Raw genomic sequence first — 13,444 nt, forward strand, 5'->3', positions numbered from 1 at the left:
TAGTTTTCCTCTCCATTTCTTTTTTATGCATAGTTTATTAAAAAATATTATTGTTAATTTTTTGCTGCATCGTTGGAATATCTTCGTTTGTTACTGTAAAGCGAATAACCTTCTCATCAAGATCAAGCGCTTCTGCGAATAAACCAGCCAATCCACGTGATTTTCTATCTACTTCCATAATAATTTCTAATCGGTCGTGGGCACTTGGCAAAATTAATAATTCTAATTCATCTAATTTCCCATAATACTCTCCGGAAACTGGAATAAACTCAAATTCTTGCGCGAATGGAACTTGCTTACGTAATCGATACGGTAATTCTTCGCATTCTATATGACGCGCTTTAAAACCTAATTGATTTACACTATTTAATACACTGTTCAATAGCGCATTCGGCAATACTTGAATATAATCACGGTCACTTGGATCAATACTACGTTTAATATCAAGACCTGTATGAACCCAAACCGTTTTCATTCCAAGTGTTAGTGGTGCTTCAATTGGCATTAAAAACGAAAATGGAATTTCCACTTTTTCATTTGGCTCTACAGAAAATGGATCTGTTAAACGAACTCGCTCTAAATCATACGATGTAGTTACTTTTTTATCATCCACTTCTCTTACATATGACGTCGACAACGTTAAGTAAATGCTTTCAATTTCTTGGCTAACTGAACCTCCAGTTATATGAACCTTCCCTACTATCTCTTCTCCAACTGTATACTCATCTCTTTCAAGAACAGTATCTACTTTTGCACTTCCAATTCCAACGCTTGCTAAAAACTTTTGAAACATGGGGTCTCCATCCTTTCTAAAGCGTAAGCTACATCTTTTTTCAAATCTTGTACATTTTCATAGTATGGCGCTTTCATTTGTAACATTCGCATTAGCATGTCGCGATTATATTCTTCCAGCACTAACTCTTCATACCAAGGTTTTTCCTTTTTTTCAGTCGATTCATAACCAGCATACAATAAAAATAATACGAAATGACCGAGCGCATAAAAGTCGCTACGAAAGTGAACTTCTCGCATCAAAGCTTGTTCACCTTCATAAGTTATAGCTCGTTCATCACCCTCACCTTTCAATTTAGCCAATCCAAAATCAATAATACTAATCTGATTTTCTTTCATTAATATGTTTGGAATACGTAAATCTCGGTGAATGATACCTTTACTATGAAAATACGAAACAATTCCTAGTACTTCATATAAAATTTCAAAAACTTCTCGTTCATCATATACTTGCCCATCTAAGAAAATATAATCTTCGAAATTTTCCCCCGGCATATACTCCATTACAAAAAAGTTCTTTTTCTCCCATATGAAATGATCATGTAGATTAGGAATTGACGCATGATTTAATGTTTGTAAAATCACTTTCTCTTGCTCAAATGATTTTCTACCAGACTCATATCTTTGTTTACTTTGCCTTAATTGTTTTAAGACTTTATATTTATTTATTTGTAAATCATTAACGACATATGTAACCCCATAACTGCCCATTCCAATTACTGATTCAATCTTATAACGCTCTGCAACGATTGTATTTTTTCGCAGTGGTCTATCAAATAAAGCTAGTATACGACGCCATTTCATCAGCTACTTGAAAAGAAGCTACGGCTTTTACGTTTTCTTTTATAATGCTGATGTCCATAACCAGATGAACGTCGTTTATTATCACTACTTGAATACGAGCGTCCTCTATGACGATAATCACTACTTGAATACGAACGATGTTTTTTCTTTCCTAATAAAGAATCAATAATTTTTTTAAACATCCCTTCACCTCTTGTATAAAATTTTCTCTTAATTATACCAACAATTCTTGTCTATATTTGTGACAGGTTTGTAAAGAGTAAAAAACGACGAGTTAAGCCCGCCGTTACTTTCAATCTTCCTCTTCATCAAAAACTTCATCAATCATGCATTTCTCTAATAAATACTCAAATGTAATATCTGCCAGGTCCTCAATTTCTTCTCTTTTTGGAACGTACCCTCTTTCAATTAGTCGCTCATAAAAAAACTCCGCAATCTCTTCCGTGTCAATTACGACTTCAATTTCCTTCATGAGCATCACTCCTTTATTTCTGTTTTATGAAAAAATCTCAAAATTATGTATATGAGATTAGAAAAATAGTTTTTTCTTTTTTATAAGTCATATCATGTAGGCAAAGGGCATACGATGTTAGTACAAGCTATCCAAAGGGGGAAATAATAATGGAATACCAATACGAAGTAGAGCAAACAAAAGAAGAGTTCATGCATGAAGATCAATGGGCAGACTCTCTTATTAAATGGCTTTTTATTTTTTTAATAATTGTAGGCATACCTTATACTGCATATGTTGTTGTTCAATTTATTCTCTCTTTCTAGTTAACTATTTTTTCTCTGTCAATTTAACTAAATAATTTTGAACAACATCCATAACAATTTTATATTCTTCATCTTTAAATGTATCGAATAATAAATGATAATCATTATAAATATCTAATAAACCATCAATAATTTCTTGGCGATTCGTCTTTACACTTACTTTTTTAGAATTGTTAATTGACTTCAATTTTCCTAAATCCAATTTATTCATGCCAGCTTTATCTTGTTTCATTTTCTTCAAAATTGCATTTGCCGTTTGTGCATTGGCAAGTAATGTTAAATCAGATTCATCAGCTTCTAACCATTCACCATCAGTAATTCGTGACAATTCATATATAGTATCTTCCCATGCATCATTTTTATATCTCCATACTTCTGTACGAAAACCAACAATACGAAAAACATCTTTATCATATCCAGTTACTTGCACGAGATCACCAAACGTAAAGTTATAATTTAATTCAATCCACTCTGTATCGCCCTTTTTCATTTCTTGCTCTGTAACATGCTGCAAAGTTTGCTCAACGTAAAACCCATCGTGATTATTTACTTCGTATACGTAAACTCCATCTAAAATCTTCATATTCGTAATTTTTCCAACGGTTCCATATAGTGTAATCACGACTATGTCCCCTACGTTATATTTAGGTTGTTTTTTCCTTGCCATCTATATCTCTCCTTTTTTAAACGTCGTGATTTTGATAACAGTATATGCAACCTACATAAAAACGCTTATCACAGAAGCTTATATTCATAAATTTTTTCAATAAAAAAGTAGAATTTGTATATAACTCAAAAAAACTAGTATTTAAACTAGCTTTCACTTTTCATTTATGTTCTAACAGCAAGACGTATTGTAAATAAAAAAACATAATGAATACTTCACTTCTTTCAAAGTAATGTATTCATTATGTTTTCATTTTCCTAAAACTTCATATCGTTATCTCTCTTGTATATATAAATCCCATGCATCATCAAATATAGACATACTTTCTAGCATTCCACTTAACTCTAAGTATGAACTAATTACATCATAGTCTTCAGATTGCTTCGGAAAACTTAAATCATCATACATCGCCTCTGCTAAATCTGATATTTCATTTTTAAATAAAGCTGCACGATGCTTCATCATATAATGGTAAAATGTCTTTTTCAAAAATATTCCCTACCTTTCTAACTTGGGTACATTATACAAGGCGAAAAAGAAAAAAACCAGCATAAAAGCTGGTTAAAAGTCGAAATAATTCCTTTTTAATAAACGTGGTCTTCCCATCAACTCTTCGTATGTTAGTTGTTTTGGCAAATCTTTTGTATAAATTAAAAACAACTGATCTTCAATTTCTTTTACAGTATGGTCTGCTTGATAGTCCATTCCACATGAGGAACAAGTAATACATGGTGTCTTTTGGATTTCAATGGCTTTCGTACCATCTGGTAACTCCCAATATACAGTATTCAAGCTTTCTTTCGCTTCTGTACTGTCACACCACATACAATTCATACTGCGTCACCCTCATTTTTTTTGTCATCATCTAACTTTGCCATTTGCGCTTGATATTTTTTATCTTTTAATTGATCACGCTTATCACGTTTATCTTTTAAAGAAGCATGCGTTTCATTGACTTCATAATCTTTGCGGCGATTCATACGTTGTAAATCATCTGGAACAAGATTAAATTTCTTATCACTCATCAATCCTGCAACACCGATATCAGAACGTTTCTCTTCATAAGTCGGATAAATTTCTTTAAAGTAGCCTTCTGCTCTTCCTGGGATATAGTTTTCTGGTTCTGGATACGTTGTAATAACCCCTTCAAAGTTACGTAGAACAACTTTATCCGCACTTTGTGAAATTAAATAGTTTGGCTGTAGCGCAATTTTTCCGCCTCCGCCAGGTGCATCGACAACGAAAGTTGGTACTGCATAACCAGACGTATGTCCACGTAAGCCTTCAATAATTTCAAGGCCTTTAGACACTGGTGCACGGAAATGACCGATACCTTCTGATAAATCACATTGATAAATATAATATGGACGAACACGAATTTTCACTAAATCATGCATAAGTTTTTTCATAATTGGAACGCTGTCATTAATTCCAGCTAAAATTACAGCTTGGTTTCCAATTGGAACACCTGCATTTGCAAGCATTTCACATGCTAGTTTCGATTCTTCTGTAATCTCAATAGAAGTATTAAAATGCGTATTTAACCATACTGGATGGTATTTTTTAATTATGTTACACAGGTTTTCTGTAATACGCTGTGGGAATACAACTGGTGCTCTCGTTCCGATACGAATAATCTCAACATGCGGGATTGCTCGTAAATTCTTTAATACATATTCTAAAATTTTATCATTAATTAGAAGTCCATCACCGCCAGAAATTAAAACGTCACGTACTTGTGGTGTTTCACTAATATAAGCAATCGCATCATCTAATTGCTTTTTCGGTACGCCCATTCCAATTTGTCCACTAAAACGACGACGTGTACAGTAACGACAATACATAGAACATTGATTCGTTACTAAAAATAGTACGCGGTCTGGATAACGATGCGTTAATCCTGGAACTGGTGAATCTTCATCTTCATGAAGAGGATCTTCTAAATCATATTTTGTTTTATATAACTCTTCCGAAATCGGTACTGATTGCATCCGAATCGGACAGCGTGGGTCATCAGGATTCATTAGCCAAGCATAGTACGGTGTAATGTTTAACGGGATCGTTTTCGTTGAAATTTTAACGCCTTCTTCTTCTTCAGGTGTTAGGTTAATTATTTTCTTTAAATCATCTAAAGTTTTGATCGTATTCGTTAATTGCCAAACCCAATCATTCCATTGTTCTTCTGTAACATCTTTCCATAATTCAATATCCTTCCAGTGACGATTTGGTTTGTATACATCATGTAACATTGCTATTCCCCCTTTTTATACGCTCATCCTTTATATAAGCAATAATTATGCCAACTTCATATTCTTGATAAGTAAATGCGAGAAATACCCTATTATATAAGAGAATAAATATTTTAAGTGCTGTACTAAAACGATATTTACTATCATATTCATTACTTGTTATATATGTAAACGCTCTTTTATTGGTGCAAACACACAAAAACCGCCGATTATTCGGCGGTTTTGTCGTACTTGCTCAGTTTATATTGAAGCGTTTGACGCGGAATACCTAACATTTTTGCTGCTTGCAAAATATTCCCTTCCGTTTCAATTAACGCTTGATCGATTAATTCCTTTTCCGTTTGATGCAGAGCTTCCCTAAGCGGTAATATACTTTTCTTCTTCGGAAGTTTCTCTTTCCGAAATGTTCGTGGTAAGCAATTTGCTGTTAACGAATTCCCTTCCGTAATAATGACAGCATGTTCAATCGTATGTTTTAACTCACGAACATTTCCAGGCCATTGATAAGCTTGTAATCTTTCTTTCGCTTCCTTATCAATTTGAAGTACACCTTTTTTATAACTTTTATTATATTCTTTCAAAAAGTAAGACGCTAATAACAGTACATCCTCAGTTCTTTCGCGAAGTGGCGGGATATATAATGAAAACACATTTAATCGATAGTATAAATCAGTGCGAATTTTATTTTCTCTTAAACATACTTCTGGAGGCTGATTCATTGCAGTAATAACGCGAACATCTACTTTTCTCGTCTTATTATCACCAATGCGACGAATAACTCCATCCTCTAATACACGTAGCATTTTCGCTTGTAAATCGAGCGGCATTGAATTCAGTTCATCTAAAAACAATGTCCCTCCATCCACAAGTTCAAACAATCCAGCTCGTTCAATTGCCCCTGTATAGCTCCCTTTTGTCGTTCCAAACAATAAACTTTCTAATAGCGACTCTGGCAAAGCTGCGCAGTTTTGTGCAATAAATGGCTTATTTTTCCGTTTAGAAGCTTCATGAATCGCTTGCACAAATAGCTCTTTCCCTGTTCCGGTTTCACCATATATTAAAACATTTGCATCAGTTGGCGCTACTTTTTGCGCTAATTCTTTCGTCTGTTTAAACCGAGCATCATTAGTTACTATCGTCTCAAATGCAGCATGCTTTTTTATCACTTTTTTTCTAGATGATCGCTTTATTTTCGACTGTAAATCGACAATGGTATCAGTAAGCTTTTGAATTGTAGAATAATCTTTCGCAATTTCCACAGCACCAGCAATATTCCCATCTATTAAAATAGGTAACGTCGTATTTACCGTACAAACATCTTCTCCATTTAAATTTTGATAATGCTGCACTTGATGTACAATTGGTTTTTTTGTATCTAATACTTTCATCAATGTACTCGTTTCCCTAGTTAAAGATGGGAATGCCTCTAACAAATGCTTTCCTAACACTTTTTCAATTTTGGATCCATCGTGTTTCGCAGCCACTGTATTATAAAAAATTGTAATACCATTTTCATCTACTGCGTGTATAGCCTCATCAATACTGCCCAAAATCGCTTCAATGACTTCTTGTGTCGAAACTGCTAGCAATGTCATCCCCCCTTTTGCCGAAAATCCAGCAAATACTATGCCGAATTTTCGGCATACCTATGTGCGATTATAAGCATGACGATTCCGTTCTATTATTTTGATGAAATTTATTTTTGATTAGATAAAGTAAAACTTTAATTAGTCGGGCTTTTACGAGCAGCACGATTCCCACCTAACTTTTTCACTTTACAGCCGAATTTTGAGGTGGGAGCCTTCATGCTTTCGAATAACTAGATAAATCCTTTACCCATATATTCATATCTTCCAACTTATCGAAAATGTAGCAATTGTTCGCCAGTCTTCCTGTATATGTATAGCCTAACTGATGAAAGGCAGCATTCATACCGAAAGATAGCGACCGAGCGATTGTATAGGAACAGAAAATAGATTTTTCTTGAAGCTCTTCTTCTAACTTAATGAGCAAACTTTTCATAAACCCATGTTTACGATATTCAGGTAAAGTAGCACAATTCGTTAATTCTGCATTGCCTTCCTTTACGTTCATTTCTGCAGACGCTGTACTAATGATTTTCCCCTCAAATTCATATACGTAGTAAATTGTATCGTCTTCTTTCATCGTCTGTAATACATAACTCGCTTCATTTAAAGGTGTCGGATACACTTCAAATACTTTTCCAAAGACAGTTGCTAATTCTTCTGCATCTTCTTCAGTCGCTTTTCTTAACAAAAATTTCTCTGGGACTACTTTTTCTTTTACTTCTTTTGCTTTTACACCACTTAAAATAGTATCTTCCTCAGACCAATGAATACTATTTCGTCTTTCATCATTATTATATTTCACAAAGAAGTATGCATCGTGTCCTTGAAAATAATGAGGTATCGTCGCTTCCAATAAGAAACCGAAAGAGAGCCATGTTGAAACATGCTCTCCCTTTCCTTTAATAATACATTTAGTGAAAGAATGTTTCTCTGCTAGTTCGTCAATTGTCTGTATAATACTTTCAACATTTCCTGTATAGTGATCTACTCGAATACGTTTATTAAAATAATCTAAAACTCCTTCTACTGTATGGCAATTTGTCTGCTCTCTAAAAGATTCATAGTATTTCATTTTTTCACCTCACACCAATCTAGTAATGTACATGCAATAATTTTTGCGGCAGCTATCATTTTATCAATTTCTATATATTCGTTTGGATAGTGTGCTACTTTCGTCTCTCCCGGACCAAATACTATCGTTGGTACACCTAAGATTTGTGTAAATAAACCTCCATCAGTCCCCCACGGAGATGCTTCAATCATTGGTTCCTTCCCTTCAATTTCAACAAAGTTATGCTGAAGTGTTGTAATTAACTCATGATTTTCGTCTAGTTCACCAGGAACCCATCTCGCTCCAAACCATTCTACTTCTACTGGGTTTTCAACAAACCAATTGTCCACATCATGTAATTCAGCGATCCAACTCTCAAATTCTTCTTTTGCTTCCTCTATAGTCTCATTCGGCGCAATACCATATCTTCCTTCTAAAATTAACGAATCAGGAACAGAACTTGGCCAGCTACCACCTTCAATTTTCCCAATATTAATTGGAATTGGAATCGGAATTCCTTTAAATAACGGATCAGTAATTCGACCGTTTCTCTTCTCTTCTAATTTTCTCAAATGATCTACAACAAACATACTTTTTTCAATTGCACTTACTCCTTCATAACGTGTACCACCGTGTGCTGCTTTGCCTTTTATATGTAGACGAAACCACATTGACCCTTGTTGTTTCGGAAAAAACTTCATATTCGTCGGCTCAGGAATAATAACGCCATCTGCCTTATATCCTCGTAAAATAGCGGCTAATGTTCCTGCTCCACCGCTCTCCTCTTCTATTACACTTTGAAAATGTATATCACCTTTGAGTTCAATACCAGATTCAATAATCGCTTCCATCGCAAGCATAAGTGAGACATTGCCGCCTTTCATATCTGTTGTTCCACGTCCATATATGCGGTTTCCTATTTTCTCTCCACTATATGGATGATGGTCCCACTGATTCACATCCCCTTCTGGCACGACATCAATATGCCCGTTTAAAATCATAGATTTCCCTTCGCCACTTCCTTTTAAAGTCGCTACAATGTTCGGGCTATCTGTAAAATTTGTACGAGGTGATACGAAATAAGGGTGATCTTTCATTTCATTAATAGCAGGCTCCCAAATATCAAGATCTAGACCTAGCTCACGCAATTTTTCAATAACAATTGCCTGCGCACCACTTTCATCACCAGATACGCTCTTTTCTTGAATTAATCGTGTTAAAAATTTTACGCTCTCTTCTTCATGACCCTCAATATAATTACAAACTTGTTTTTTTAATTGCTCCATATATTACAACTCCCCTCATTCAATTACTAGTAAATTTGAGCTTATATGAAAATCAGCTGTCGTATGTCGTTTTACATCTTCTACAGTGTATGGACTCATTAATTCTTGTAAGACAAGTCCTCTTGGAGTCACTTCCATGACAGCCATGTCTGTAATAATTAAATCTACACATTTTTTCGAAGTTAATGGCAATGTACATTCCGAAACAATCTTTGCATTTCCGTATTTATCAACATGATTCATCACAACAACGACCCGCTTCGCTTTTTGCGCTAAATCCATCGCTCCTCCGATACCTGGAACTCGTTTTCCTGGTACAATCCAGTTCGCTAAATCACCATTTTCACTTACTTGTAACGAACCAAGTATCGTAACATCCAGTAATCCTTTTCGAATCATACCAAACGCCATGCAGCTATCGAAATAACTTGCTCCTGTAATAAGAGATGTTGGTAAACCAGCTGCGTTACATAAATTCTCATCTTCATTCCCTTTACTTGGCGTTGGTCCCATACCAACAATACCGTTTTCCGCGTGAAACATTACATTCATATCTTCTGGCAAATGATTCGGTACAAGTGATGGAATTCCAATACCTAAATTTACAAGCATACCATTTTGAATTTCTTTTGCTGCACGTCTTGCAATCTTATCTCTTACTTCTACGCCCATACCCATTTCCAATTCACCCCTTCCGATGGAACGATATAATTTACAAATACACCAGGGACGACAATTTCCTCTGGATCTAAACTTCCAAGTGGAACAATTTCTTCTGCTTCTACAATCGTTATGTCCCCAGCCATAGCTACGTGCGGATTCATATTACGAGCGCTTTTATCAAATACAAGATTGCCAAACGGATCCGCTTTTTTCGCATATACAATTGCGACTTCAGCCGTTAAAGCTGTTTCAACTAAATATGTCTTTCCATTCATTTCAACTGTACGTTTTCCTTCTTCTACAATCGTATCAACACCAACGTCAACTAAAATACCACCAAGTCCTACACCACCAGCACGAATACGCTCTGCAAGTGTTCCTTGCGGAGAAAATTCAATTTGCAGTCTTCCTTCATTTAATTGTCTTCCCGCATTTGGATTTGACCCAATATGAGAAGTAACTAAAGATTTAACCCTTTCATTCGTAACAAGACGACCGATTCCTACATCAGGAAATCCAGTATCATTTCCTATTAAATTTAAATTTGTAATGTCTTTATCTAAAACAGCTTGAATTAAAGATGGAGGAGATCCAATCCCTCCAAATCCCCCAAACATTAATGTCATATCATCATGGAACAAAGAAATTACTTCCTCTATTTCTTTTAATTTACCGAATGTATTTGTAATAGTTGTCATGCGATACTATGCCCTCCTTTTTGCATCATCTCTTCCACGCTCTTTACAAAAATTGAAAGTAATTCATCTAACTCCGAATATGTAGTTGTCATTGGCGGTGCCACAAGCAGTGCACTATCCTCTTTTCCTGCTTGCCCTGAAACAGCTTGGTATAAGAGCAGTCCATTTTTAGCCGCAACTGAAATAAGCTCCGACGCTTTTGTAAACGGTTGCAATTCTATTCCAATTAGCAATCCTTTTCCACGCACATCAGCAATGATTGTAGATTGTTGCTGAACTTTCTGTAAACCTTTTATTAAATACTCACCCTTTTCTGCTGTTTTTTCAGGTAGATTATGTTTCTCCATATATTCAATAACAGCTAAAGCCGTTGCTGCAGACAATGGATTTGCACTTAACGTATGCCCACTCATAACAGAACGTGATCCACGTAAAATTGGCTCCATAACACGGTCACTTACAATCGTCGCTGCCATCGGTGTATACCCAGCTCCTAATCCCTTGCCAAGCGTCATAATATCTGGTTCTACACCCCAATGCTCCATCGCAAACCATGCGCCAGTACGACCAAGCCCAGTCATTACTTCATCAGCAATAAATAAAATATCGTAATGACTACAAATATCTTTAATCACTTTATAATATTCTTTAGGCGGAACAACCGCACCTCCAGCCGCTCCGATAATCGGCTCAGCGATAAAAGCTGCAATATGCTCTGCACCAATTCGTTCAATAGATCTTTCTAGTTCAGTCGCACAAGCAAGCTGACAAGTTGGATATACCTTTTGCATCGGACATCTAAAACAATATGGAGCTGGAATAGTCGGATAATCTTCCAAAATTGATACGAAACGTTGTCTACGTAGCGGATGCCCCGACATAGATAAAGCTCCCATCGTAATACCATGATAGCTCATCCATCGCGACAAAATTTTGTGTTTCCCTTGAATGCCACGTTCCTGAAAATGCTGAATTGCAATTTTCATAGCTGTTTCATTTGCTTCCGTACCACTATTTACAAAAAAACTCCAGTTCAAATCTCCTACACTTAAATCACTTAACTTCTTCGCTAATTTTTCAGCCGGTTCACTTGTGAACTGTGATCTATAAACAAAAGCAATCTCCTCTGCCTGCTTTTTAATAACTTCCGCAATCTCTGTTACGCCATGTCCAATACCTGCCGTAATCGCTCCTGACGAACCATCAAAATATTTATTTCCATTTTGATCATATAAATAAACACCTTTTCCATGTGAAATCATTGGATACGGCTGACCAACAAGTGGCTTAATTAAGTAATCGCGCATAGCGCTCCCCCATTTCTCCAATTTGTATATGTATATGAAGAAAATTGACGTTTCTTTCATAAAAAAGAATCCTCTGCGAAAGCAGTGAATTTATCAAAAAACTATTATAAAATATACAAATGAGTGCTAAATATTATTTTAAAAACAGAAAATTCAGAACTTAAAATGAAGACCAACCCTTACCTGTACGCTTAAATACCCCTTCCTGATTTAAGATAACAACAAATTGAATATTTTTTTAACATAATATCAGCTTCCCTCAATTGCTGACATTGTGTAAACTTCGACGGAACTCCCGTTATTCTCCTTCCTATTATCCTACTTTATATTGCATATTTTCAAACAAAATTCGACATTTTACTTCGCCACATTTACCGTAACTATTACTTAACAAATAGTACCACCTATTTAGAACAATAAAAAAAGAACCGATTAACCACATTAATCAGTTCGGCACGACGCTCTTTTATCGGTATTACCTTATCAAACGCATCACTAAAATTAATAGAAATACTCATAATGCAAATCCATAATTCGTCCCACAGCCTATAGCACCAAATCCTCCATAACTTCATTCCCAATAACTATTGGGATATCCACATCCCAATGGTTCCACTCCTTCCATCAAAGTCAAACTACCTTTCCTTTATAATTTATGTAGGACAATTATCGATTTGTATGTGTGTTTGCCTATAAATAAAAATATCCCCATTTTAACTTTTCCTTCTAGAAAGGCAAGTTTTTTGCATAACCTCTTTCTAGCTTCGCATATATTTATAATGATGATAAAGGAGGAATGTTCATGACTCAATCCGAAATTGAAAAATACGGACAAGAAGCTGCACGTTACGAACAACTCGCTCGTTACTATCAATATAGCAATCCTAAAAGATATGTAGAACTCTATATGAAATACCATGATGCAATTACAAAACTTGTACAAGCATATGAAAAGAGAGATTCACAAGAAGCGACTTTACCGTCACATATGAGAATTTTCCACACAGCTCCCCATACACCAGCAGTTGATATTATAATAAACGGACAAAAGGTTATTAAAAATATTTCTTTTAAACAATTCAGTCCTTATTTATCATTAGTGCAAGGTAAATACCGTATTGATATTGTCCCTGTCGGAAATGAAACTCCAATATTCTCAGCATTAGTACCAATAATGGGGAATCACACTTATACCCTTGCAGCGGTCAATAGCGATAACCATCTTCAATTACAACCTATTCTTGATAATACTCATTTACCATCTGGTCAAGCAAAAATACGGTTTGCACATTTTTCACCAGACACTCCAGTTGTAAATGTAGATTTAAAAGATGGGGATCATTTATTTGAAAATGTACTCTTTAAACAAATAACAGATTTTTTACAAGTTAGCCCTGGTACAGCAGATATTGAAGTTTCACTTGCTGATACAAAAAAAGTACTATTAACCATTCCGAAATTCAACGTTGAACCAAATACAATTTACACGATTTCAATAGTAGGTTATTCAACTAAGGATCCAAAATTAGAGGCCGTTATACTTACAAATTAAAACAGTCTA

At 35.3% G+C, this 13,444-nt stretch carries 16 protein-coding genes; 2 read left to right on the forward strand and 14 right to left on the reverse strand.

Annotated features, from left to right (window positions below; genetic code table 11):
• Nucleotides 1–37: 37 nt before the first annotated feature.
• From QCI75_RS15620 to QCI75_RS15635, 4 genes are all read right to left on the reverse strand, one after another.
• Nucleotides 38–793, reverse strand: coding sequence for a sporulation protein (locus QCI75_RS15620; RefSeq protein WP_098776366.1), 756 nt, complete (start codon nucleotides 791–793; stop codon nucleotides 38–40).
• The gene (locus QCI75_RS15625) at nucleotides 775–1,596 is read right to left on the reverse strand and encodes a serine/threonine protein kinase (protein ID WP_144508571.1); all 822 of its coding nucleotides are present in this window, start codon (nucleotides 1,594–1,596) and stop codon (nucleotides 775–777) included. The genes QCI75_RS15620 and QCI75_RS15625 overlap by 19 nt, the downstream gene beginning before the upstream one ends.
• Nucleotides 1,596–1,778 (reverse strand): hypothetical protein, encoded by a 183-nt coding sequence (locus QCI75_RS15630; RefSeq protein ID WP_002141661.1) that lies wholly within the window; start codon nucleotides 1,776–1,778, stop codon nucleotides 1,596–1,598. The genes QCI75_RS15625 and QCI75_RS15630 overlap by 1 nt, the downstream gene beginning before the upstream one ends.
• 110 nt (nucleotides 1,779–1,888) lie before the next feature.
• Nucleotides 1,889–2,068 (reverse strand): YozD family protein, encoded by a 180-nt coding sequence (locus QCI75_RS15635; RefSeq protein WP_002012644.1) that lies wholly within the window; start codon nucleotides 2,066–2,068, stop codon nucleotides 1,889–1,891.
• Nucleotides 2,069–2,217: 149 nt separating this feature from the next.
• On the opposite strand from QCI75_RS15635, the gene QCI75_RS15640 reads away from it, so the two are divergent.
• Nucleotides 2,218–2,373 (forward strand): DUF3930 family protein, encoded by a 156-nt coding sequence (locus QCI75_RS15640; protein ID WP_002018281.1) that lies wholly within the window; start codon nucleotides 2,218–2,220, stop codon nucleotides 2,371–2,373.
• 4 nt (nucleotides 2,374–2,377) lie between these two features.
• Here QCI75_RS15640 and QCI75_RS15645 read toward each other — a convergent pair whose 3' ends face one another.
• The 10 genes from QCI75_RS15645 to QCI75_RS15690 form a co-directional block, all read right to left on the reverse strand.
• On the reverse strand, nucleotides 2,378–3,040 hold the full coding sequence (locus tag QCI75_RS15645) for a hypothetical protein (protein ID WP_002119090.1): 663 nt from the start codon (nucleotides 3,038–3,040) through the stop codon (nucleotides 2,378–2,380).
• Nucleotides 3,041–3,313: 273 nt separating this feature from the next.
• Nucleotides 3,314–3,529 (reverse strand): YozE family protein, encoded by a 216-nt coding sequence (locus QCI75_RS15650; protein WP_002085796.1) that lies wholly within the window; start codon nucleotides 3,527–3,529, stop codon nucleotides 3,314–3,316.
• A gap of 72 nt (nucleotides 3,530–3,601) precedes the next feature.
• Nucleotides 3,602–3,874, reverse strand: coding sequence for a YokU family protein (locus QCI75_RS15655; RefSeq protein ID WP_098776369.1), 273 nt, complete (start codon nucleotides 3,872–3,874; stop codon nucleotides 3,602–3,604).
• The gene (gene kamA, locus QCI75_RS15660) at nucleotides 3,871–5,289 is read right to left on the reverse strand and encodes a lysine 2,3-aminomutase (RefSeq protein WP_098776370.1); all 1,419 of its coding nucleotides are present in this window, start codon (nucleotides 5,287–5,289) and stop codon (nucleotides 3,871–3,873) included. Before kamA ends, QCI75_RS15655 begins: the two co-directional genes overlap by 4 nt.
• 209 nt (nucleotides 5,290–5,498) lie before the next feature.
• Nucleotides 5,499–6,884: an arginine utilization transcriptional regulator RocR gene (gene rocR, locus QCI75_RS15665; RefSeq protein WP_144506339.1), complete on the reverse strand. Its 1,386-nt coding sequence runs from the start codon at nucleotides 6,882–6,884 to the stop codon at nucleotides 5,499–5,501.
• 208 nt (nucleotides 6,885–7,092) lie between these two features.
• Nucleotides 7,093–7,950: a putative beta-lysine N-acetyltransferase gene (gene ablB, locus QCI75_RS15670; RefSeq protein ID WP_353760808.1), complete on the reverse strand. Its 858-nt coding sequence runs from the start codon at nucleotides 7,948–7,950 to the stop codon at nucleotides 7,093–7,095.
• A complete protein-coding gene (locus QCI75_RS15675; RefSeq protein ID WP_144506341.1) occupies nucleotides 7,947–9,215 on the reverse strand; it encodes a peptidase in 1,269 nt (422 codons plus the stop codon). The genes ablB and QCI75_RS15675 overlap by 4 nt, the downstream gene beginning before the upstream one ends.
• A gap of 15 nt (nucleotides 9,216–9,230) precedes the next feature.
• Nucleotides 9,231–9,893, reverse strand: a complete 663-nt coding sequence (locus QCI75_RS15680; protein WP_002202118.1) for a CoA transferase subunit B — start codon at nucleotides 9,891–9,893, stop codon at nucleotides 9,231–9,233.
• Nucleotides 9,878–10,576, reverse strand: a complete 699-nt coding sequence (gene atoD, locus QCI75_RS15685; RefSeq protein WP_144506342.1) for an acetate CoA-transferase subunit alpha — start codon at nucleotides 10,574–10,576, stop codon at nucleotides 9,878–9,880. Before atoD ends, QCI75_RS15680 begins: the two co-directional genes overlap by 16 nt.
• Nucleotides 10,573–11,883: an aspartate aminotransferase family protein gene (locus tag QCI75_RS15690; RefSeq protein WP_098776376.1), complete on the reverse strand. Its 1,311-nt coding sequence runs from the start codon at nucleotides 11,881–11,883 to the stop codon at nucleotides 10,573–10,575. Before QCI75_RS15690 ends, atoD begins: the two co-directional genes overlap by 4 nt.
• 802 nt (nucleotides 11,884–12,685) lie before the next feature.
• Between QCI75_RS15690 and QCI75_RS15695 the strand changes: the two genes are divergently transcribed.
• Nucleotides 12,686–13,435: a DUF4397 domain-containing protein gene (locus QCI75_RS15695; RefSeq protein WP_144506343.1), complete on the forward strand. Its 750-nt coding sequence runs from the start codon at nucleotides 12,686–12,688 to the stop codon at nucleotides 13,433–13,435.
• The last annotated feature ends 9 nt before the right edge of the window (nucleotides 13,436–13,444 follow it).

Source organism: Bacillus cereus group sp. RP43, assembly GCF_040459645.1.
Taxonomy (GTDB): Bacteria; Bacillota; Bacilli; order Bacillales; family Bacillaceae_G; genus Bacillus_A; species Bacillus_A mycoides_C.

Excerpts from the sequence above, each read along its gene's own strand:
- atoD (WP_144506342.1), bottom strand. The coding sequence starts at position 10,576 with ATGACAACTATTACAAATACATTCGGTAAATTAAAAGAAATAGAGGAA.
- QCI75_RS15680 (WP_002202118.1), bottom strand. The coding sequence starts at position 9,893 with ATGGGTATGGGCGTAGAAGTAAGAGATAAGATTGCAAGACGTGCAGCA.
- rocR (WP_144506339.1), bottom strand. The coding sequence starts at position 6,884 with ATGACATTGCTAGCAGTTTCGACACAAGAAGTCATTGAAGCGATTTTG.
- QCI75_RS15690 (WP_098776376.1), bottom strand. The coding sequence starts at position 11,883 with ATGCGCGATTACTTAATTAAGCCACTTGTTGGTCAGCCGTATCCAATG.
- QCI75_RS15625 (WP_144508571.1), bottom strand. The coding sequence starts at position 1,596 with ATGAAATGGCGTCGTATACTAGCTTTATTTGATAGACCACTGCGAAAA.
- QCI75_RS15620 (WP_098776366.1), bottom strand. The coding sequence starts at position 793 with ATGTTTCAAAAGTTTTTAGCAAGCGTTGGAATTGGAAGTGCAAAAGTA.
- QCI75_RS15655 (WP_098776369.1), bottom strand. The coding sequence starts at position 3,874 with ATGAATTGTATGTGGTGTGACAGTACAGAAGCGAAAGAAAGCTTGAAT.
- QCI75_RS15630 (WP_002141661.1), bottom strand. The coding sequence starts at position 1,778 with ATGTTTAAAAAAATTATTGATTCTTTATTAGGAAAGAAAAAACATCGT.
- QCI75_RS15695 (WP_144506343.1), top strand. The coding sequence starts at position 12,686 with ATGACTCAATCCGAAATTGAAAAATACGGACAAGAAGCTGCACGTTAC.
- kamA (WP_098776370.1), bottom strand. The coding sequence starts at position 5,289 with ATGTTACATGATGTATACAAACCAAATCGTCACTGGAAGGATATTGAA.
- ablB (WP_353760808.1), bottom strand. The coding sequence starts at position 7,950 with ATGAAATACTATGAATCTTTTAGAGAGCAGACAAATTGCCATACAGTA.
- QCI75_RS15635 (WP_002012644.1), bottom strand. The coding sequence starts at position 2,068 with ATGAAGGAAATTGAAGTCGTAATTGACACGGAAGAGATTGCGGAGTTT.
- QCI75_RS15640 (WP_002018281.1), top strand. The coding sequence starts at position 2,218 with ATGGAATACCAATACGAAGTAGAGCAAACAAAAGAAGAGTTCATGCAT.
- QCI75_RS15675 (WP_144506341.1), bottom strand. The coding sequence starts at position 9,215 with ATGGAGCAATTAAAAAAACAAGTTTGTAATTATATTGAGGGTCATGAA.
- QCI75_RS15645 (WP_002119090.1), bottom strand. The coding sequence starts at position 3,040 with ATGGCAAGGAAAAAACAACCTAAATATAACGTAGGGGACATAGTCGTG.